Consider the following 19,752-nt stretch of genomic DNA (forward strand, 5'->3'; position numbering starts at 1 on the left):
TCTGCCAAGGGTCTCGCCTGACGCACTAATTTGGGTGGGCCATGGCGGACGGCACTGAAACAGAATCCCGCAAGCTGCTGGGGCGGCTGCGCGAAGAGATGGCGAACGAAGCCGCCGGTCAGGAACGTCTTGACCGGATCACTCATCTGATCGCTGACAGTATCCGGGCCGAGGTGTGCTCGATTTACCTGTTCCGGGATGAGGATACGCTTGAACTCTGCGCGACCGAAGGTCTGTCGCCCGAGGCGGTTCACAAGACCCGTATGCGCATGGGTGAGGGGCTTGTGGGGCGCGTCGCGAAGTACGGCAAGATCGTGAACACACCGGATGCGCCTGCTGCCAAGGGTTTCCGTTACATGCCCGAAACGGGCGAAGAACGGTTTTCGTCTTTCCTGGGGGTACCCATTCAGCGTCTGGGTGAAAAGCTGGGCGTTCTGGTCGTGCAATCCCGCGATGCGCGCGAATACTCGGCGGATGAGGTTTACGCGTTGGAAGTGGTCGCCATGGTTCTGGCCGAAATGACCGAGCTGGGCGCGTTCGTGGGTGAGGGCGCCGCCCTGTCGCCCCGCCACCAACAATCTGTGCAGCTAACCGGTGGTCCGGCGCAGGAAGGTTCCGCCGAAGGGCATGTCTGGCTGCACGAGCCGCGCGTGGTGGTTACCAACCCCATCGCCGAAGACCCCCATCGCGAGCGTGAGCGTTTGGCCGAAGCGGTCGAGGAACTGCGCGTGGGCGTCGACAAAATGCTTGAGATTTCCAAGGACGGCGACACCGAGCAGTTACAAGTGCTGGAAGCCTACCGGATGTTTGCGAACTCCAAGGGCTGGATGCGCAGGATGGAAGAGGACATTGCCCGTGGCCTGAGTGCCGAAGCTGCGGTTGAAAAGGAACAGTCACAAGCGCGTGCGCGGATGGGGCAGGTTACCGACCCTTATCTGCGCGAGAGGCTCGCCGATCTGGACGACCTCAGCAACCGCTTGCTGCGTATTCTGACTGGGCAGGGCAACACCAACGGGGCGGACCTGCCACCTGATCCGATCCTGATTGCCCGTAACATCGGCCCCGGCGATCTGTTGGAATATGGCCGATCTCTGAAGGGGATCGTGCTGGAGGAAGGATCAGTCGGCAGCCACGCGACGATTGTTGCCCGCGCGCTGGCTATTCCCTTGGTGGTGCATGTCGGCCGGATCACGACCGAGGCGCTGAACGGTGACCATATTCTTGTGGATGGGGATCAGGGCACCGTTCAATTGCGGCCCGAAGACACGGTCGTCAGTGCGTTTCGTGACAAGATTGCGATGCAGGCAAAGGCGCAGGAGCGATATGCCTCGATCAGGGATACTCCGACGGTCACTCGGGATGGTGAGCGCATAAATCTCGTGATGAATGCCGGTCTTATGGCGGACCTGCCTTCGCTGGACAATTCCGGAGCTGAGGGCGTGGGCCTGTTCCGGACCGAGTTGCAGTTCCTGATCAGAAACCAGATGCCAAAGCGGTCGGAACTTGTGACCCAGTATCAGCGCGTTCTGGACGCGGCCGGGGAAAAACGAGTGGTGTTCCGAACGCTGGATATCGGCTCGGACAAGGTTCTGCCCTACATGAAACACGTAGAAGAACCCAATCCTGCATTGGGGTGGCGTGCGATCCGGGTTGGTCTGGACAAGCGCGGCGTAATGCGGATGCAGTTACAGGCCCTGATGCGCGCAGCGAACGGGCGCCCCCTGACACTGATGTTCCCGTTTGTGGCGCAGGCGGATGAGTTTCGCGAGGCGCGTTGGGAGGTCAACAAGACCATCGAACGCGAAAAGCGGCTGGGGCATGTCCTGCCCGAAAGAATAGAAGTTGGCGCAATGCTTGAGACCCCGTCCTTGGGCTTTGCCCCTCAAAAATTTTATGATGAGGTGGATTTTGTCTCGATTGGGGGAAACGATCTGAAGCAGTTCTTTTTCGCGGCTGACCGAGAAAATGAACTGGTGCGCCGCAGGTATGATACGTTGAATGTAAGCTTCCTCAGTTTCATCGAACGTATTGTCGAGCGCTGCAACATATCGAATACACCGCTGAGTTTTTGTGGCGAAGACGCGGGCCGCCCGGTTGAGGCGTTGTGTCTGGCAGCCATGGGTATCCGTTCGTTGTCAATGCGGCCTGCCTCGATCGGGCCTGTCAAAAGCGTGTTGTTGCGCGCCGACTTGCAATCGCTGCGGAAGATCATTGCCGATGCGCGTCACCGGGGTGAGCAATCCGTTCGTCCGGCTGTGATGGAGTGGCTGCGAAACCAAGGGTGACCGAGTCGTAGATTTTGAAATTTTTTTCAAATCCAGTGTTGATTCTTAGTATGGTTTTTTATACTCCCGCGTTGAATGTTAGCGATAACATGACTGGTGTGGCAAAACGATGTGCCAGTGACAACTGAAGGAGCCTGCAGATGGTTTCACGCGTAATACCGGTAAATCCGTTCGACCTTGTGTTGTTCGGCGCAACGGGCGATCTGGCGCAGCGCAAGATTTTGCCGGGTCTGTATCACCGGTTTGAAGTGGACCAAATGCCCGAAGAGGCCCGTATCATCGGAACAGCACGGTCGGACATGGACAGTGATGCATTTCGAGAGCAGATTCGCGCATCCATGAAGAAATATGCCCCCGGGTTCAAACAGGATGTATTGGACCGGTTCCTTAGCCGGGTCGACTATGTCCCAGTTGATGCGCTTGGTGACTCAGGGTGGGCAGACCTTGCTGAAAAATTGCGCCCCGACGTGGTGCGCGCGTTCTATCTGTCTGTAGGCCCCAGCCTGTTTTCCGGCATTGCACAGCGGTTGAATGATAACGGGCTGGCAACACCGGACAGCCGAATTGTGGTGGAAAAACCGTTCGGTCATGATCTGGCTTCTGCCAAGGCCCTGAATGAAGGGTTGCGTGCCTGTTTTGAAGAACATCAGATTTATCGCATCGACCATTATCTGGGTAAGGAAACCGTCCAGAACCTTATGGCCCTGCGTTTTGCCAATTCCCTGTTCGAGCCGCTTTGGAATTCGACCCATGTTGATCATGTTCAGATCACAGTTGCGGAAACCGTAGGTGTTGAAGGGCGGGGGGCTTACTACGACCAGTCTGGCGCAATGCGCGATATGGTGCAGAACCATCTTGTTCAGTTGTTGTGCCTGACTGCGATGGAGCCTCCGTCCAAGTTTTCGCCCAATGCGGTGCGCGACGAAAAGGTCAAGGTTATTGAGGCGTTAGAACCCGTGGACCCCTCGGACATCGCGCGGGGCCAATATCGGGCTGATCAGGGAGAGGACGGTTATCTGGATCATGTCGGCAACCCGGCCAGCCGCACCGAAAGCTATATCGCCCTAAAGGTGCATCTTGGTAACTGGCGTTGGGCTGGAGTGCCGTTCTATCTGCGGACCGGAAAGCGTCTGCGTGCACGTGAATCCGAAATTGCCGTGTTCTTCCGCGATCCACCGCATACTATTTTTCCCAACGTAGGCCCTTTGCGTGGCAACGTTCTGGTCATTCGGTTGCAGCCCGACGAAGGCATCACATTGCGTACAACCATCAAAGACCCCGGTCCCGGTGGATTCCGCCTGTCAGATGTGTCGCTGGACATGAGCTTCGCCGAGGCGCTGGGCACGGATGCGCGTGCTCAGGATGCTTATGAGAGGCTGGTAATGGATGTGATCCGGGGTGATCAAACCCTGTTCATGCGCGGTGACGAAGCCGAGGCCGCCTGGGCCTGGGTCGATCCCATCATTCAGGGGTGGGAAGATCGGGGTGACCGACCAGCCAAATATGATCAGGGCAGTTCAGGGCCGGAAGAAGCATTGATGCTGATGCATCGCGATGGACGCCGTTGGCGTCAGATCGGAGGGTAATCATGGTACATTCCGTCATCACCGACGTCACCCGGCGCATCATCGACCGCAGCGCCGAATTGCGCGGCCCGCATCTTGAGAGGATGGAACACGCCAAGTCCAAAGGGCCAGCCCGTGCGCACCTATCCTGCAGTGGTCAGGCTCATGCCTATGCCGGGGCGGGTGAAGATCAGCAATCCATGGCAACTGGAACGGCTGGCAATCTGGGCATCGTCACCGCCTATAACGACATGCTCTCGGCGCATCAGCCGTTCGAACGCTATCCGGCGCTGATCCGTGACGCGATCCGTGCGGCGGGTGGCACGGCGCAGGTCGCAGGCGGCGTTCCCGCCATGTGTGATGGCGTCACGCAGGGCGAAGCAGGGATGGAGTTGTCGCTGTTCTCGCGCGATGTTATTGCGCTGGCCACTGGAGTGGCGCTTAGCCACAACACGTATGACGCCGCCGTGTTCCTTGGGGTGTGCGACAAGATCGTGCCGGGTCTGGTCATCGGCGCGCAGGCGTTTGGTCACTTGCCCGCCGTGTTCCTGCCTGCAGGACCCATGACAAGCGGCCTGCCGAACGACGAAAAGGCCAAGGTTCGTCAGCAGTTTGCCACCGGAGAAGTCGGCCGTGACGCGTTGATGAAGGCGGAAATGGCCGCCTATCACGGGCCGGGCACCTGCACCTTTTACGGAACCGCCAACACCAACCAGATGTTGATGGAATTTATGGGCCTGCATCTTCCTGGCTCCAGCTTCATCAACCCGAATACACCTTTGCGCGATGCGTTGACCGAAGAAGGCGCGCGCCGTGCCTTGTCACTTAGCGCGCTGGGTAATCACTATACGCCGGTCTGTCAGGTGCTGGACGAACGCGCCTTTGTGAATGGTATCGTCGGGTTGATGGCAACCGGAGGGTCCACGAACCTGCTGATCCACCTGATCGCCATGGCACGTGCCGGAGGTATCGTTCTGGATTGGGAGGATTTCTCGGACATCTCCGCCGTGGTCCCGCTGGTCGCGCGGGTCTATCCGAATGGATTGGCCGATGTGAACCATTTCCATGCCGCGGGGGGCCTTGGCTATTGCATCGGCACGTTGCTTGAAGACGGCCTGCTGCATCCCGATACGCTGACGGTCGCCGGGCAGGGTCTGCACAACTATACCAAAGAGCCAAAGCTGAAAGATGGTGAACTGGTCTGGGAAGAAGGCACTGCACACAGCTTGAACGAAAAGATCGTGCGCCCGGCCAAGGATCCGTTCCAGCCCACAGGCGGCTTGTCGCGCATGACCGGAAATCTGGGCACCGCTGTCATGAAGGTATCTGCTGTCGCGCCCGAGCATCAGGTGGTCGAAGCTCCGGTACGTGTTTTCCATGACCAGGAAGAGGTCAAAGCAGCGTTCAAGGCCGGTGAGTTCACGGATGACGTCATCGTCGTTGTCCGCTTTCAGGGACCGAAAGCCAACGGAATGCCCGAACTGCACTCGCTGACGCCGATGCTTTCGATCCTTCAGGGCAGGGGGCAAAAGGTTGCTTTGGTAACTGATGGCCGGATGTCTGGAGCATCGGGCAAAGTTCCAGCCGCGATTCATGTGGTGCCCGAGGCGCTGGATGGTGGTCCCATCGCCTGTTTACGGGATGGCGACATCCTGCGTGTAGATGCGGTCAGCGGAGAATTGGAGATCATGACCCCCGGCGTACTTGATCGCGCCCCGGCAACCGCAGACCTTTCGGCAAACCAGCACGGCGTTGGCCGCGACCTCTTTGGCGCATTCCGCCAGAATGTCGGGTCGGCCGACACTGGTGCCAGCATTTTCGGAGTTTAATTCATGTCCAAAACCCAACGCACCCGCGAAATTTGCGCGCTTGCCCCTATCGTTCCTGTGCTGGTTATCGACGATGCCAAGGATGCGCGCCCACTGGCCGAGGCGCTTGTCGCTGGTGGGCTTCCCGCGCTTGAAGTTACGCTGCGCACGCCTGCGGCGCTGGATGCAATCCGCGCAATGTCTCAAGTGCCGGGCGGTGTCGTAGGGGCTGGAACATTGGTGACCCCTGATGACGTCCGTGCCGCGAAAGAGGCAGGCGCACAATTTGGTGTCTCTCCCGGCGCGACTGAAGCTTTGATCGCTGCATGCGAGGCCGAAGGTCTGCCCCTCTTGCCCGGCGCGGCCACGGCAAGCGAGGCAATGCGTCTGCTGGAGCAGGGATATGATATGCTCAAGTTCTTTCCTGCCGAAGCTTCAGGCGGTGCGCCTGCATTGAAGGCAATTGGTGCTCCGCTTCCGCAGATCACGTTCTGTCCAACCGGTGGTGTCTCGCCTGCGAATGCCCGCGATTACCTGTCTTTGTCCAACGTTGTCTGCGCCGGTGGCAGTTGGGTTGCGCCAAAGCAGATGGTTTTGGATCAAGATTGGGCAGGCATCGAAACACTTGCGCGCGAGGCGTCCAAGCTGATGGATTGACGCTGCCGGGCCACACGTTAGGGTGAGGCCAATTCTAACAGGTTGATCCCATGAAAAATCACAACTCTCTCGCGCAGGGGCGTGAGTATTTGGCTATTCCCGGGCCGTCGGTAATGCCCGACGCCGTTTTGCAAGCGATGCACCGTCCCTCGCCCAATATCTATGATGGCGAGTTGATCGAGATGATGCCCGCGCTGACCCGCGACCTATGTCGCGTCGCCCGGACCGAGCACAACGTCGCAATTTATATCGCCAACGGGCACGGCACTTGGGAAGCTGCCCTGTCGAACGTCATTGCCCCCGGCGAACGGGTTTTGGCACCGGCTTCGGGTCGGTTCACCCACGGCTGGGCAGAGATGGCGGAAGGGATCGGTGCAACGGCGCAATTGATCGACTTCGGCACGTCATCTGCCTGGGATTTCGAACGTATCGGCGACGCGTTGCGCGCTGATAAAGCGCATGAAATCAAAGCGGTTCTGGCCGTGCATGTGGATACCTCAAGTTCGATCCGAAACGATATTCCAACACTTCGCGCGTTACTGGATGACTTGAACCACCCGGCGCTTTTGATGGCGGATTGTATCGCCTCGCTGGGGTGTGATCGGTTCGAAATGGATGCCTGGGGCGTCGATGTCATGGTCACTGCCTGTCAAAAGGGGCTGATGACGCCTGCAGGTGTGGGGTTTGTCTTTTTTAATGACAAGGCGCAGGCCAAGCGCGCCACTATGCCCCGGGTGTCGCAATATTGGGATTGGGTGCCGCGGGCTAATCCGGAGCTGTTTTATCAGTATTTCAACGGGACAGCTCCGACCCATCACCTATATGGTCTGCGCGCTGCCTTGGATATCATCCATGCCGAGGGGATCGAACAGGTCTGGGCGCGCCACGAACGACTTGCAGGAGCTATTTGGACGGCCTGCGAAATCTGGGCCGCGGGCGGTGCTTTGCATTTGAACGTCGCAGATCGCCAAGACCGCAGCCGTGCCGTAACCGCCTTGCGGCTGACCGACGGACGGGGCACGGCCCTTCGGGAATATACGGAAACCCAACTGGGCCTTACCTTGGGCATCGGCCTTGGGATGGAGGACTGGGACGGATGTTTCCGTCTTGGTCACATGGGGCATGTGAATGGTCAGATGGTCATGGCCATGCTGGGAGGAGTTGAAACCGGGCTCGCTGCGCTCGGGATCCCGCGCGGCACAGGCGCGTTGGAGGCTGCGGCGGCTGCGTTGGTTTCGTAACGCGAACTGCCGAGCGTATTGGCGCAGTTCATGCGCGCGCGTTTGCGGCCTCAAGCGCCCTTGGCAGAGCTGCGGAAAAGGCATCCAGATCGCACGCCTCGCCGCAGCTTACCCGAATGCACCTGTTCTGCGGCGCGGCAAAGGGCATTCGAACGAAAACACCCTGCGCGACAAGCGACTCGAGAACCGCCTTAGCAAAGGTACCGTCCCGCCGGCAATCAATGGCAACGAAATTCGTGGCCGACGGCAAGGGGGTCAGACCATTCTTTGTTGCGATCTGTCCGATCCGGGTGCGGGCCTCAGCGATCTTGTCCTGAATCCGTTTTAACCAGGCGTCGTCTTGCAGCGCTGCCAGCGCCCCAACTTGCGCTGCGCGGTTCATGCCGAAATGGTTCCGTACCTTGTTGAACGCCGATATCAATTCGGGTGCGCCAATCGCATATCCGACGCGCGCCCCTGCCATTCCATAAGCCTTTGAAAAGGTGCGCATCCGGATAACGCGGGGATCATCGGCTGCGACAGGGGCTTCGGTCCCTTCGGGCGCGCATTCCACGTAAGCCTCATCCAGAACCAGCAGGCACCCGTCGGGCAAGTCGTCCAGCGCCGCGACGATATCCTTGCCGGAATGCCAGCTGCCCATAGGGTTGTCGGGATTGGCCAGATAGACCAGCTTGGCATCCGTTTCTGCGGCCAGAGCAAACAGGGCCGCCGGGTCTTCGTGATCGTCGCGATAGGGAACGGTGTGCAACACACCACCGAACCCTGCCACGTGGTAGTTGAATGTCGGGTAGGCACCGTCCGAGGTGACAACGGCGTCGCCGGGTCCGATCAAAAGCCGGACGAGGTAGCCCAAAAGCCCATCAATCCCTTCCCCTACGACGATATTGTCTGCCCCAACGCCATGATGTTCAGCCAATGCGTGGCGCAGGTCATGGTTTTCGGGATCGCCGTACATCCAGATTTCAGTATTTGCCATTGCCTCGGCCGCGCGCGGCGAGGGGCCGAAGACACTTTCGTTCGCGCCAAGCCGGGCAATGAAAGGCGCACCCCGCTGGCGCTCCTGTGTTTCGGGGCCAACAAAGGGCACGGTCGCAGGCAGGGACAGGGCAAGCGGGGTGTAGCGTGGGTCAGTCATATAGGCAGATAAACGTAAGGTCACGGGGCGAGCAACCTTGTGTTGTGCGCGATTGCCGCCCACCCTACACAAAATTGTTGAGGGAGGGGTGCAGATGCGCGTTTTGTTGGGGCTGATCCTGATCGGGCTAGCCTATCTGATTTTTTGGCCGGTTGAGGTTGAGCCGGTCGCGTGGGAACCACCACAAGCACCTGAGTTCGCAGGCGAGTTTGCCGAAAACAACGCGCTGGATCAGCTTGAATTGATCGCATTTCCTGATGATGAGGTGGGTCCCGAAGACATCGCCGTATTGCCGGATGGAACCGCTTATACAACCACAGCGTCCGGCGCTCTGTTCCGTATTGACAGCGAAGCCCCCATCAAGGTTGACGAACTTGGTGGGCGTCCGTTGGGCCTCAAGGCGGGCCCGGACGGTGCGCTGTATATCGCGGACAGCTTTCGTGGGTTGAGGCGTTGGAATGGTCCCGGTTCGTTAGAGTTGCTTACCTCTGAAGTTGACGGGAAGCCTTTGATCTATGCCAACCAATTGGATGTGGCCCGGGACGGGACGGTATATTTCTCCAACTCTTCAGATCGTTTCGACCCCGAAACAATGGGCGGTACCAAACCCACATCCGTGATGACGATCTGGGAGCAATCGGACACCGGGTATGTCGCCAAGTACGCGCCCGACGGCAGCACCGAAAAGGTGGCCGATGGGTTCGTCTACACGAACGGTGTTGCGCTGTCTCCGGACGAAGATTTTCTGCTGATCGCGGAAACCGGGCGTGCACAGGTCCATAAACTGTGGCTGACCGGTCCAAATGCGGGCGAGCGCGCAGTTCTGATGGACAACTTGCCAGGCTATCCGGACAATATCGAGGCGCAGGGTGACGGCACCTATTGGATGGCGTTCGCCAGCCCACGCGTGCCGACCGAAGCTTTGATGCCTTATCCGTTCCTGCGCAAGGTGATCTGGCGGCTGGGTCCGATGGTGCGGCCTGCACCTATCCATCGCGGAATGCTGATTCAATTCGACGGAGAGGGAAACATCCTACAAAACCTGCAGGACCCACAGGGCCGGCTGGGGATTACAACCGGCGGCAAGATCGTTGGAAACCAGTTCTATGTCATGACGCTGGATTCCCCGTGGTTTGGGCGCATGGCCGTCGAGGGATTGCCCCTACGTTGATCTGGAACTTTGTTGGTGTTGCAGGCATCTTTGCCGAAACTGTAATAGGGAAGTTCACATGTCGCGTGTATCCGTCGAATACAAAGATCACATTGCCCACGTCACTTTGACGCGCGGCGAGAAGATGAACGCGCTGGATGATGCGATGTTCAATGCAATTCTGTCCGCAGGGCAGGAGGTTGCCGCCTCGGACGCGCGTGCGGTTGTGCTGTCGGGGCAGGGCGGAAATTTCTGCGCCGGTCTGGATATGGCCAGCCTTGCGAAATACGCCAATAACAACCCGTCCGAATGGCTGATGACCCGCAGCCATGGGGATGCCAACGACCTTCAGGAACTGGCGCTGACATGGCGCCGCGTTCCGGTCCCGGTGATTTGCGCTATCGAAGGCGTGGCCTATGGCGGCGGTCTTCAGATCGCGCTGGGGGCCGATATCCGTATTGCGCACCCTGACAGTAAACTCGCCGTGCTTGAAATGAAGTGGGGCATTATCCCGGATATGGGCGCGATGTATATGCTGCCGCATCTGGTTGGCAGCGATGTGATCCGCCTTTTGACCTATACCGCCCGGCCCGTTGGGGCGCAGCAGGCGGCGGATTGGGGGCTTGTGACTAAGCTTTCCGACGATCCTTTGACCGAGGCCACGGCGATTGCCGAGGACATCGCGTCCAAAAGCCCATCAGGTATTCGCGCGGCCAAGCGGGTCATAGATTTCGCCGAAAGCCATAGCCGCGCGGAAACCCTGATGGAGGAATCCACCGAGCAGGTAGAACTGATCGGAAAACCGGACCAGATGGAGGTGATTGCCGCCCAGATGCAGGGCCGCAAGCCTGTTTTCAAATAACTAGCGCGTAAAGGCGCGCCGTGCATCCCGTGCCATGTTGTACCGCATCTCCAGATCGGCGATGCGGGCCATAGCCTGTTTGCGCGCCTGCGGATCGGTCAGGGTGGTGTAGTCCTGGCGCGCTGCGTCCAGGTCTTTCTTTATCTTGAACTCTTCGGGCAGCACCCCGGCCTGAGCCATTATTCTGTATCCGGCGGCAGTTGCCGGGTCGCTTTGCGCCTCGCCAGAGCGATCGGGCAGGGGGCGGCCTTCGCCTTCAAGCCCTTGCAATTGGCCTTCGGCTTGCGCCTTTTTGATCTGACGCTCAATGAGCTTTCCCAGCGATCCAAACATATCTTTATTCTACAGTGTGCCGGGCCGCGCGGCTAGCGGCTTCGATTTGCAATCAAATAGGCGACGCCGCCTGCCAAAAGGCCCCAAACTGCGGCACCCAGCCCGAAGACTGATATGCCCGAGGCCGTGATCGCAAAGGTCAGGATTGCGGCTTCGCGTTCGGCAGGCACTTCGAGCGCCGCAAAGGTTGCATTGGCCATCACGCCGATCAGGGCAACGCCGGTCAGCGTGCCCATCAGCAACGGATCGGCATGAACGGCAAACCCTGTAATTGCGACGGCAAACACGCCGAACACGCAATAAAACACACCGGCCATCACAGCGGACCAATAGCGTTGATTTGGATCGGGATGGCTGTCTTCGTTCGAACACATCGCTGCGGTGATCGCAGCAAGGCAGGTTGCTGGCGCTCCGAATGTCGCCGACAGTACGCTTGCGCCACCCACGGCCGAAAACAGGCGCCCTGAGACAGGCTGGTAACCAAAGCTGCGCATCACGGCGATACCGGGGATGTTCTGCGTGGCCATCGTGACGATGAACAACGGAAGACCGATGCCGATAATGGAAGCCACTGAGAATGTGGGCCACGTCCAGACCGGAGTGGCCACCACCTGTGCCGGCGCAACAGATGCACCCTTGGCATTTAGAACGACCACGATGGCCGCCGCGATGACGGCGGCGGGCACGGCGAGCAGCCGGTTGAAACGCCCGGCAACAAACCATGTCAGGATTACGGGAAGGGCCTGCCATGGCAGGTCAACGGCGGCTTTGAAGGGCAGAATGCAAAGCGGCAACAGAACACCGCCTAACATAGCCTGTGCCAGCGTGGTTGGGATCGCCGCAGCAAGGCGGCCCAGCGGTATCCACAGCCCGGCCAGAACTGTCAACGCGCCAGCGCACAAAAACGCACCCACGGCCTCTGAAAAGCCCGCCGCCGGCGTGGCGGACACGGCAAGCAGGGCCGCTCCGGGTGTGGACCATGCAACGCTGATAGGTTGGTGATATCGCAGGCTTAGACCTATGGCCGCCAGACCCATGGCGATAGCCGCCATCATCAACCCCGAGGCTGCTTGGGCCGGTGACGCCCCCATCGCGGTCAATCCCTGAAGGACAATGGGAAATGAGCTGAAGAAGCCGACGATGGCAACAACCAGCCCGGTCGAGACAGTTTGGATCGGTGGGGCTGTGCGCGTCATTTTGGCCTCGGTGGGGTTGCCTCGAACCGTGCTACCAAGCGTGAGGGTGGGGCGGCAACCCCCAGTTGCGCAAAAGAAAACCCCGCCAGTAAGGCGGGGTTAGAGTGTTGGGGCGTTAAGACGGATCAGGCGATCTCGGACAGGCGGGCCAATGCCTCATTCAGCTTCGCTTCTTCCTCTTCGCGGGCGGCGAGGTTGGCTTTGGCTTCTTCCACAACCTCTTCCGGGGCCGAAGCCACGAATTTGGGGTTGTTCAGACGCCCGCGCAGACCGCCGAGTTCCTTGGCCAGCTTGCCTTTGGCTTTCTCCAACCGTTCCTTTTCGGCACCGATGTCGATGATATCGGCCAGCGGCAGGCCAAAAGACGCGCCGGGGGCGGCGATTGAGATGGTGCCCTTAGGCAGCTCATCCGCTTTGGTCAGGCTGTCAATCCGCGCCAGACGTTTGATCAGCGCCTCATTGCGCTCCCAAGCAGCTTGGCCATGCGCGTCAATATCCGTCACCAGCATCGGCACGTATAGACCAGCCGGAACCCGCATCTGCGCACGGGCCGAGCGGGTGTTTTCGATCACCGAGATCACCCAGTTCATCTCACGATCTGCATCGGCATCAACCAGATCGGCAGCAGCATAAGTTGGCCAGTCGGCGTGGACGATCATCTTGGGCCGCGTGCCGGTCAAACCCCAAAGTTCTTCGGTTATGAAGGGCATGATCGGGTGCAACAGGACCATGCACTGATCCAGAACCCAGCGCATGGTGGCGCGGGTTTCGGCCTGAGCTTCGGCGTCATCGCCTTGCAGCAGGGGTTTCGACAGTTCTACATACCAGTCGCAGACCTTGCCCCAGACAAAGGCATAAAGCCCGTTGGCCGCGTCGTTGAAACGATAGCTTTCCAGTGCCGCGTCGACCTCTTCCCGCACGCGGGCGGTTTCGCCGATGATCCAGCGGTTCACGGCGGCCTTGGGTTTCAGGTCGGCCACGTCCAGTTGCGGGACGGCGTCGGTAAAGACCTCGTTCATCTCGGCAAAGCGGACGGCATTCCAAAGTTTCGTGCCGAAGTTGCGGTAGCCGGTGATGCGTTCGCGGCTGAGTTTCAGCACGCCGCCAATTGCCGCCATCGAGGCGTTGGTAAAGCGCAGCGCGTCGGCGCCGAATTCGTCCACGATCTCCAGCGGGTCGATGACGTTGCCGGTGGTCTTGGACATCTTCTTGCCCTTCTCGTCGCGGACGAGCGAGTGCAGGTAGACGGTGTGGAACGGGATTTCATTCACCACGGCCAGTTGCATCATCATCATCCGGGCGACCCAGAAGAACAGAATATCCGCGCCGGTGATCAGAACGTCCGTGGGGAAATAGCGCTCCAGCTCCTCGGTCGGCTCGGGCCAGCCCAGAGTGCCGATGGGCCAGAGGCCGGAGGAGAACCACGTGTCGAGCACGTCGGGGTCGCGCCAGACCGGGTAAACCAACTTGGTCGGGTCTTGTTCAACTGCGTACCGAGCAAGGCTTTCCGCGAACTGATGGATCGCTTCCTGCTTGTCGGCGACTTCGACAACGGTAGCGTGGCTCAGAGGGCTGGGAATGTTTGCGTTGTCGTCCAGGAATTTCTCGGTAACAGCTTCAAGGCTCGCAGCGCATTCCATGATATTGCCACGGTGCAGCATGCCGCCTTCGTTCAGCAAACGGCCCAATTCGACCAGATCCAGGTCTCCGTCATTCTCGTCGTCGACGAAGTCTTCGGCGGACAGGTCCAGCCCATACCAAACCGGAATCTGATGCCCCCACCACAGTTGACGCGAAATGCACCACGGCTCGATGTTTTCCAACCAGTGGTAATAGGTCTTCTCGCCCGACTCGGGGATGATCTTGACCGTGCCGTCCTTGACCGCATCCAACGCGGGACCGACGACCTTTTCGGCGTCGACGAACCACTGGTCGGTGAACATCGGCTCGATGACCACTTTCGAGCGGTCGCCGAAGGGCTGCATGATCGGCTTGCTTTCAACCAGCGGAACCAGCGCTGCCGGGTCGTCATCCTCACCCAGCTTCACACCCAGACGCGGGTCATCTGCGCGAGTCACGACGGCCAGTCCGTCGGCTGTGATTTCTTCCACCACCTTCGCGCGCGCCTCGAACCGATCCAGCCCGCGCAGGTGATCAGGGATCAGGTTGATCGCGTCGATCTCGTTCTCGGTGAACTCACGTCCGCGCGCGTATTCCTGCGCCTTGTCCGCTTCTTCTGCGTAGGGTGCACCATCGGCCCGCATCGCGCCTTTGGTGTCCATCAGGCGGTACATCGGGATGCCGCCACGCTTGGCCACCATGTTGTCGTTGAAGTCATGCGCACCGGTGATCTTCACCGCGCCCGAGCCGAAGTCGGGATCGGGATACTCATCGGTGATGATCGGGATCTGACGGCGATGCTCTTTCGGGCCAACCGGGATTTCGCAGAGTTTGCCGACGATTGGCGCGTAACGCTCATCCGAGGGATGAACCGCAACAGCGCCGTCGCCCAGCATGGTTTCGGGGCGGGTCGTGGCGATGGAAATGTAATCGCGCTCTTCCGTCAGAACGACATTCCCGTCCTCGTCTTTTTCGACATAGGTGTAGGTCTCGCCCCCGGCCAGCGGGTATTTGAAGTGCCACATGTGGCCGGGCGTTTCGATATTCTCGACTTCCAAATCCGAGATCGCGGTCTCGAAATGCGGGTCCCAGTTGACCAGCCGCTTGCCGCGATAGATCAGGCCTTTTTCGTACATGTCGACGAAAACCTTGATCACCGCGTCGTGGAAGTTGGCTGAGTTTTCGTGGCCGGTGCGCGGATCGCGTGGTGCGCCCGCCATGGTGAAGGCGTTGCGCGACCAGTCGCAGCTGGAGCCCAGACGTTTCAGCTGTTCGATGATGGTGCCGCCATATTCGCCTTTCCATTCCCAGACCTTGTCCAGAAACGCCTCGCGCCCCAGTTCGCGGCGACCGGGTTGGCCAGTGGCGGCCAGCATCTTTTCCACCTGCATCTGCGTGGCGATACCCGCATGGTCCTGACCGGGCTGCCACAGCGTGTCGAACCCGCGCATCCGGTGCCAGCGGATCAGGATGTCCTGCAGCGTGTTGTTGAACGCATGACCCACATGCAGCGCGCCGGTCACGTTGGGCGGTGGGATCATGATGGTAAAGCTTTCGTCGCGCGATTTGTTCGCGCCTGCCTTGAAGGCTCCGGCCTGTTCCCAGGTTTTATAGATACGGGTCTCGGCCTCGGCCGCGTTGAATGTCTTTTCCATCGCCATGGGGTGCGTCCTGCGTCATCAATCTTGGGTCAGCGCCTGCAATAGCGAATGCATGCGCCAAGGGGAAGGCCCCCTATGGACATCGTCCCCTCGCAGGCTAGTGTCGCGCGGTAGAGCAGCGGCAGGAGCGTTCCATGGAAAAGTTCGGTAAGAGTCAGCCGGTCAAACGGACCGAGGATCAGAGGTTTCTGACCGGGCAGGGGCATTACATGGATGATGTGGTGCCCGAGGGTGCGCTGCATGCTGTTTTCGTGCGCTCTCAGGTGGCGCATGGGGTGATATCCAGTCTGGACCTAGAAGAGGCGCGGTCGGCGGATGGGGTGCGTCTGGTGATGACGTTGGACGATCTGAAGGCCGAAGGGATCGACACCGTAATGAATGCTGCAATCCTAGACAATCGGGATGGATCGAAAGCCGCCGCGCCAGAGCGTCACATGCTGGCTAGCGACCGTGTGCGCTTTGTCGGCGAGCCGATCGCGGTTGTTATTGCCGATACCCCGTTACAGGCCCGCGACGCAGCCGAGATGATCTGGGCCGAGATCGACGAATTGCCCGCAAAGTTGGACGTAGATGCGGGTGGGGAAGTTTTACACCAAAACGCTCCCGACAATCGCGCCTTTGACTGGGGGCTGGGTGATGAGGCAGCGACCGAGGCTGCGTTTCAGGCTGCGGCGCATCGGGTTTCGCTGAATGTGGCCGACAACCGGGTCATCATAACCTCGATCGAGCCTCGCGGCTGTCAGGCCAACTGGGTCGATGGCCGCCTGCATTTTGCCTATGGCGGGCAGGGGGTGTGGGCGATGCGTGCACAGCTGGCCGAAAAACTGCGGCTGGAGCCTGAGGTGATCCGCGTCACCACCCCGGATGTTGGGGGCGGGTTCGGCATGAAGGTAATGCCCTACCCCGAGTATTTCTGCACCGCCGTTGCCGCGATGAAGCTGGGACAACCCGTCCACTGGATGTCGGACCGGTCCGAGGCGATGCTGGCCGATCATCATGGCCGCGATTTGACTTCACTTGCGGAACTGGCATTTGACGACGACCACCGGATCACCGCCTATCGTGTGCACAGCAAGGTCAATCTGGGTGCGTATAACAGCCATTTCGGTCAGGCGATCCAGACCAACCTGTTCAGCCGGGTGCTGATGGGGGTCTATGACGTCCAGACCACCTATCTGCGGGTCGAGGGCTTTTTCACCAACACCACGCAGGTCGATGCCTATCGCGGGGCTGGACGACCCGAGGCGATCTATGTCCTTGAACGTGTCATGGACCGCGCCGCGCGTGAATTGGGCATCGATCCCTGGGAGCTGCGCCGCAAGAATTTCATCCGCCCCGAGGCATTTCCATACAAAACTGCGACCGGCGAGACTTACGATGTCGGTGATTTCAATATGATCCTGTCACGCACAGCTAGCCAAACTGCGGGGTTCGACGCGCGCAAGGCGACCGATGCCGAACGCGGCCTGATCCGGGGGCAGGGTCTTTGTTACTATATCGAAAGTATTCTGGGGGACCCTTCCGAGAACGCGAGAGTTGAGTTCTGCGAGGATGGCACCGTGAACCTCTATGTAGGCACCCAATCGAATGGGCAGGGGCATGAGACGGTTTATGCCCATTTCCTGTCGGATCAGACCGGGATTCCGGTGGACCGGATCAATGTAGTGCAGGGTGACAGCGATCAACTGCCACATGGTGGTGGCACCGGGGGGTCTCGGTCCGTTACGGTGCAAAGTACGGCGACCCTGGCGACAATCGACGTCATGCTTGCCGCGTTCACGCCGTATCTGGCGGATAAGATGGGGGTCGAGGAAAGCGATATCAGCTTCGACCACGAAACATTCCGCGCATCAGGGTCGAACCTAACACCAACCCTGACCGAGGCCGCTGACATGGCCCGCGCCGATGGCCGAACCGATCTGTTGCAACATCAGGCGTGCGCCAACCTGGATGCGCGCAGTTATCCCAATGGCGCGCATGTTGCCGAAATCGTTATTGATTCTTACACCGGAGAAGCATGGGTCGACCGCTATACAGTCGTCGATGATTTTGGTAACCTTATCAACCCGATGCTGGCCGAAGGGCAGGTTCATGGCGGTGTGGTCCAGGGGATCGGACAGGCGCTGACCGAGCGTGTTGTGCATGATGCGCAGGGGCAACTGCTCACGGCTTCGTTGATGGACTATGCCTTGCCGCGCGCCGCCGAGATACCCATGATTAAGTTTACGTCGGTGCCGGTTCCGTCAACTTCCAACCCGATGGGGATGAAGGGATGCGGTGAGGCCGGCACCGTGGGCGCGCTGGCCGCTGTGGCAAATGCGGTTCAGGATGCGCTCTGGGATTACGGGGTGCGGCAGGCGGATATGCCTTTTACACCTCACAAAGTATGGGAGTTGCTGACGCATGGTTCTGTCGCGGCTGAGTAGAAAGGTACTAGGATGGCTCGGACGGCCTCTGCGGTCCGAGCACTCGGCCGAGTCACGCCACCGCGAACCGATCAGCCATGTGATTATCCTCGACGGCACAATGTCGACGCTGGAACCGGGCCGGGAGACCCATGCAGGCCAGACTTTGCGCCTGTGCTGTGAGATGGGCAGCAAGGTCTCGGTTTTCTATGAATCCGGCGTGCAGTGGGAGAGCTGGAAGTCCTCGCTGGACGTGATGATGGGGCGGGGGATCAACCGCCAGATACGACGTGCCTATGGATATCTTGCCTCGCGCTACAAACCCGGCGATCGTATCTATTTCATCGGCTATTCACGCGGGGCTTACGGGGTGCGCAGCCTTGCCGGGGTGATCGACCTGATCGGGCTGCTCAAGGCCGAACACGCGACCGAGCGGAATATCAAGCAGGCGTACCGCCATTATGAGTGCAACGCCAATGGTGCCGCTGCAGGCGCTTTCCGCAAACAGTTCTGTCACGAGGATGTGGCAATTGAGATGGTCGGCGTGTGGGACACGGTGAAGGCGCTGGGCTTGCGCCTGCCGCTTCTGTGGCGCTGGGCCGAGGAACGCCACGCCTTCCACAACCACCAGCTTGGCCCCGCCACCCGCCACGGCTATCATGCCATGGCGCTGGACGAGACGCGCGAAGTGTTCGAACCGGTATTGTGGAAATGTACCCCCGAGTTCAAAGGCCACGTCGAGCAGGTCTGGTTCCGAGGTACCCACGGCGATGTCGGGGGCCAGTTGAACGGGTTCGAAGAGGCCAGACCCCTCAGCAACATTTCTCTCATCTGGATGCTGGACAAGGCCGAGATGCACGGTTTGCCCCTGCCCGAAGGTTGGCGTGAGCGGTTCCCGACCGACACCCAGGCGCGCTCGGTGGGAACATGGCGCGGCTGGGGCAAGATTTTCCTGCTGCGCAAGCATCGCAAAGTTGGGCGGGACCGGTCCGAGCGTCTGCATGTCTCTGTGTCGCCGGATGAACTACCCGGCTGGGTGCCGATGCCGGATTTGCCGTCACATCCGGCGCAGTGAAAGGCTGAAGGTGGGCCAGAGGTTACAAGATCACTGACGGCTCAATGTCAAGTCGAACCCATTTTGAAAGATGCTGCGCGACGGGCGAAAGCCCGCTTTGCACGACATGGACACAGGAAAAGTCGCAAACCTTGCGCGGCTAGGCGAGCGAACGCTCCATGAAGTAGACCTTGTCTTGCCACTTATCCGGGAAGCTTTCTGGTTGCGGCATGGGAACAAAGCCAGCGTCCTCATACATCGCCCGGGCTTGTGTCAGAAACGTAGCTGAAGAGAAGAAGACGTGACTGTACCCATCTGCTGCCAACTGCTCGAACATTTCGTTCAGCAGTCTGCGGCCAAGTCCGAGGCCGCGCCCTGCCTGACTTACAAACATTCGATTGAACTCAGCGGTGCCGGGACGGGCTTCACTGTACATGACGCACCCCATCGGTTTGCCATCCACCGATGCAACGATAATTCCGCCCAATGGTCGCTCGTGCAGAGCGGGTAGTTCCTTCAATATGGCCTCGAAGCTTTTTGGGTCCATTGGATGATCGTCACCCCTAGGCCAATCGGAGGGGTAGTTTTCCCAGTGCCACTTCAACCATTCTCGGCACAGCATACGTGCCGACTCAATATCGTCTTCGCAGCTTGCAAGCCGGACAATTATATTGGTCATTCTGGTACCCCGAACAAAGTATTGAAAGCGTGCTGAAACGGGGTGCATGAGTCAATCAGCCGCAAACCGAAAGCCGCCATTGGCGCAAAAACTGCGAATTG

General features: G+C 59.5%; 14 protein-coding genes. 9 read left to right on the forward strand and 5 right to left on the reverse strand.

Going from position 1 to position 19,752, the window contains the following annotated elements; all coding sequences use genetic code 11:
- Positions 1 to 41 precede the first annotated feature (41 nt).
- The 5 genes from ptsP (at position 42) to GOX73_RS12085 (ending at position 7,556) form a co-directional block, all read left to right on the forward strand.
- The gene (ptsP, locus tag GOX73_RS12065) at positions 42 to 2,285 is read left to right on the forward strand and encodes a phosphoenolpyruvate--protein phosphotransferase (RefSeq protein ID WP_171125639.1); all 2,244 of its coding nucleotides are present in this window, start codon (positions 42 to 44) and stop codon (positions 2,283 to 2,285) included.
- Between the two features lie 140 nt (positions 2,286 to 2,425).
- A complete protein-coding gene (gene zwf / locus GOX73_RS12070) occupies positions 2,426 to 3,871 on the forward strand; it encodes a glucose-6-phosphate dehydrogenase (protein WP_171121893.1) in 1,446 nt (481 codons plus the stop codon).
- A gap of 2 nt (positions 3,872 to 3,873) precedes the next feature.
- Positions 3,874 to 5,679 carry a phosphogluconate dehydratase gene (edd, locus tag GOX73_RS12075; RefSeq protein WP_174825653.1) on the forward strand — a complete coding sequence of 602 codons (1,806 nt, stop codon included), beginning with the start codon at positions 3,874 to 3,876 and terminating at the stop codon, positions 5,677 to 5,679.
- A 3-nt stretch (positions 5,680 to 5,682) separates the two neighbouring features.
- On the forward strand, positions 5,683 to 6,315 hold the full coding sequence (locus GOX73_RS12080) for a bifunctional 4-hydroxy-2-oxoglutarate aldolase/2-dehydro-3-deoxy-phosphogluconate aldolase (protein ID WP_171125637.1): 633 nt from the start codon (positions 5,683 to 5,685) through the stop codon (positions 6,313 to 6,315).
- 50 nt (positions 6,316 to 6,365) lie between these two features.
- Positions 6,366 to 7,556, forward strand: a complete 1,191-nt coding sequence (locus GOX73_RS12085; protein ID WP_171125635.1) for an alanine--glyoxylate aminotransferase family protein — start codon at positions 6,366 to 6,368, stop codon at positions 7,554 to 7,556.
- A gap of 28 nt (positions 7,557 to 7,584) precedes the next feature.
- On the opposite strand, the gene GOX73_RS12090 is transcribed toward GOX73_RS12085, so the two are convergent.
- Positions 7,585 to 8,691, reverse strand: a complete 1,107-nt coding sequence (locus GOX73_RS12090; RefSeq protein WP_171125913.1) for a pyridoxal phosphate-dependent aminotransferase — start codon at positions 8,689 to 8,691, stop codon at positions 7,585 to 7,587.
- Between the two features lie 94 nt (positions 8,692 to 8,785).
- On the opposite strand from GOX73_RS12090, the gene GOX73_RS12095 reads away from it, so the two are divergent.
- Positions 8,786 to 9,862 carry an SMP-30/gluconolactonase/LRE family protein gene (locus GOX73_RS12095; RefSeq protein ID WP_171125633.1) on the forward strand — a complete coding sequence of 359 codons (1,077 nt, stop codon included), beginning with the start codon at positions 8,786 to 8,788 and terminating at the stop codon, positions 9,860 to 9,862.
- Positions 9,863 to 9,920: 58 nt separating this feature from the next.
- Positions 9,921 to 10,703 (forward strand): crotonase/enoyl-CoA hydratase family protein, encoded by a 783-nt coding sequence (locus GOX73_RS12100; protein WP_171125631.1) that lies wholly within the window; start codon positions 9,921 to 9,923, stop codon positions 10,701 to 10,703.
- On the opposite strand, the gene GOX73_RS12105 is transcribed toward GOX73_RS12100, so the two are convergent.
- From GOX73_RS12105 to GOX73_RS12115, 3 genes are all read right to left on the reverse strand, one after another.
- On the reverse strand, positions 10,704 to 11,036 hold the full coding sequence (locus GOX73_RS12105; RefSeq protein ID WP_171125628.1) for a DUF1992 domain-containing protein: 333 nt from the start codon (positions 11,034 to 11,036) through the stop codon (positions 10,704 to 10,706). It abuts the gene before it with no gap.
- Between the two features lie 32 nt (positions 11,037 to 11,068).
- Positions 11,069 to 12,232 carry a benzoate/H(+) symporter BenE family transporter gene (locus GOX73_RS12110; protein WP_171125626.1) on the reverse strand — a complete coding sequence of 388 codons (1,164 nt, stop codon included), beginning with the start codon at positions 12,230 to 12,232 and terminating at the stop codon, positions 11,069 to 11,071.
- 125 nt (positions 12,233 to 12,357) lie between these two features.
- Positions 12,358 to 15,513: a valine--tRNA ligase gene (locus tag GOX73_RS12115; protein WP_171125624.1), complete on the reverse strand. Its 3,156-nt coding sequence runs from the start codon at positions 15,511 to 15,513 to the stop codon at positions 12,358 to 12,360.
- A gap of 134 nt (positions 15,514 to 15,647) precedes the next feature.
- On the opposite strand from GOX73_RS12115, the gene GOX73_RS12120 reads away from it, so the two are divergent.
- Positions 15,648 to 17,939: a xanthine dehydrogenase family protein molybdopterin-binding subunit gene (locus GOX73_RS12120; protein WP_171134907.1), complete on the forward strand. Its 2,292-nt coding sequence runs from the start codon at positions 15,648 to 15,650 to the stop codon at positions 17,937 to 17,939.
- Positions 17,917 to 18,993 (forward strand): DUF2235 domain-containing protein, encoded by a 1,077-nt coding sequence (locus GOX73_RS12125; RefSeq protein WP_171121902.1) that lies wholly within the window; start codon positions 17,917 to 17,919, stop codon positions 18,991 to 18,993. Before GOX73_RS12120 ends, GOX73_RS12125 begins: the two co-directional genes overlap by 23 nt.
- Positions 18,994 to 19,132: 139 nt before the next feature.
- Here the strand turns inward: GOX73_RS12125 and GOX73_RS12130 are convergent, their stop codons facing one another.
- Entirely contained in the window at positions 19,133 to 19,651 is a 519-nt protein-coding gene (locus GOX73_RS12130; protein ID WP_171125620.1) for a GNAT family N-acetyltransferase, read from the reverse strand.
- Between the last annotated feature and the right edge of the window lie 101 nt (positions 19,652 to 19,752).

Source organism: Ruegeria sp. HKCCD7221, assembly GCF_013031225.1.
Taxonomy (GTDB): domain Bacteria; phylum Pseudomonadota; class Alphaproteobacteria; order Rhodobacterales; family Rhodobacteraceae; genus Ruegeria.

Coding starts and splice junctions, on each gene's coding strand:
- GOX73_RS12120 (WP_171134907.1), top strand. CDS start 15,648: ATGGAAAAGTTCGGTAAGAGTCAGCCGGTCAAACGGACCGAGGATCAG.
- edd (WP_174825653.1), top strand. CDS start 3,874: ATGGTACATTCCGTCATCACCGACGTCACCCGGCGCATCATCGACCGC.
- GOX73_RS12095 (WP_171125633.1), top strand. CDS start 8,786: ATGCGCGTTTTGTTGGGGCTGATCCTGATCGGGCTAGCCTATCTGATT.
- GOX73_RS12105 (WP_171125628.1), bottom strand. CDS start 11,036: ATGTTTGGATCGCTGGGAAAGCTCATTGAGCGTCAGATCAAAAAGGCG.
- GOX73_RS12080 (WP_171125637.1), top strand. CDS start 5,683: ATGTCCAAAACCCAACGCACCCGCGAAATTTGCGCGCTTGCCCCTATC.
- GOX73_RS12130 (WP_171125620.1), bottom strand. CDS start 19,651: ATGACCAATATAATTGTCCGGCTTGCAAGCTGCGAAGACGATATTGAG.
- GOX73_RS12090 (WP_171125913.1), bottom strand. CDS start 8,691: ATGACTGACCCACGCTACACCCCGCTTGCCCTGTCCCTGCCTGCGACC.
- GOX73_RS12125 (WP_171121902.1), top strand. CDS start 17,917: ATGGTTCTGTCGCGGCTGAGTAGAAAGGTACTAGGATGGCTCGGACGG.
- GOX73_RS12085 (WP_171125635.1), top strand. CDS start 6,366: ATGAAAAATCACAACTCTCTCGCGCAGGGGCGTGAGTATTTGGCTATT.
- GOX73_RS12100 (WP_171125631.1), top strand. CDS start 9,921: ATGTCGCGTGTATCCGTCGAATACAAAGATCACATTGCCCACGTCACT.
- GOX73_RS12110 (WP_171125626.1), bottom strand. CDS start 12,232: ATGACGCGCACAGCCCCACCGATCCAAACTGTCTCGACCGGGCTGGTT.
- GOX73_RS12115 (WP_171125624.1), bottom strand. CDS start 15,513: ATGGCGATGGAAAAGACATTCAACGCGGCCGAGGCCGAGACCCGTATC.
- ptsP (WP_171125639.1), top strand. CDS start 42: ATGGCGGACGGCACTGAAACAGAATCCCGCAAGCTGCTGGGGCGGCTG.
- zwf (WP_171121893.1), top strand. CDS start 2,426: ATGGTTTCACGCGTAATACCGGTAAATCCGTTCGACCTTGTGTTGTTC.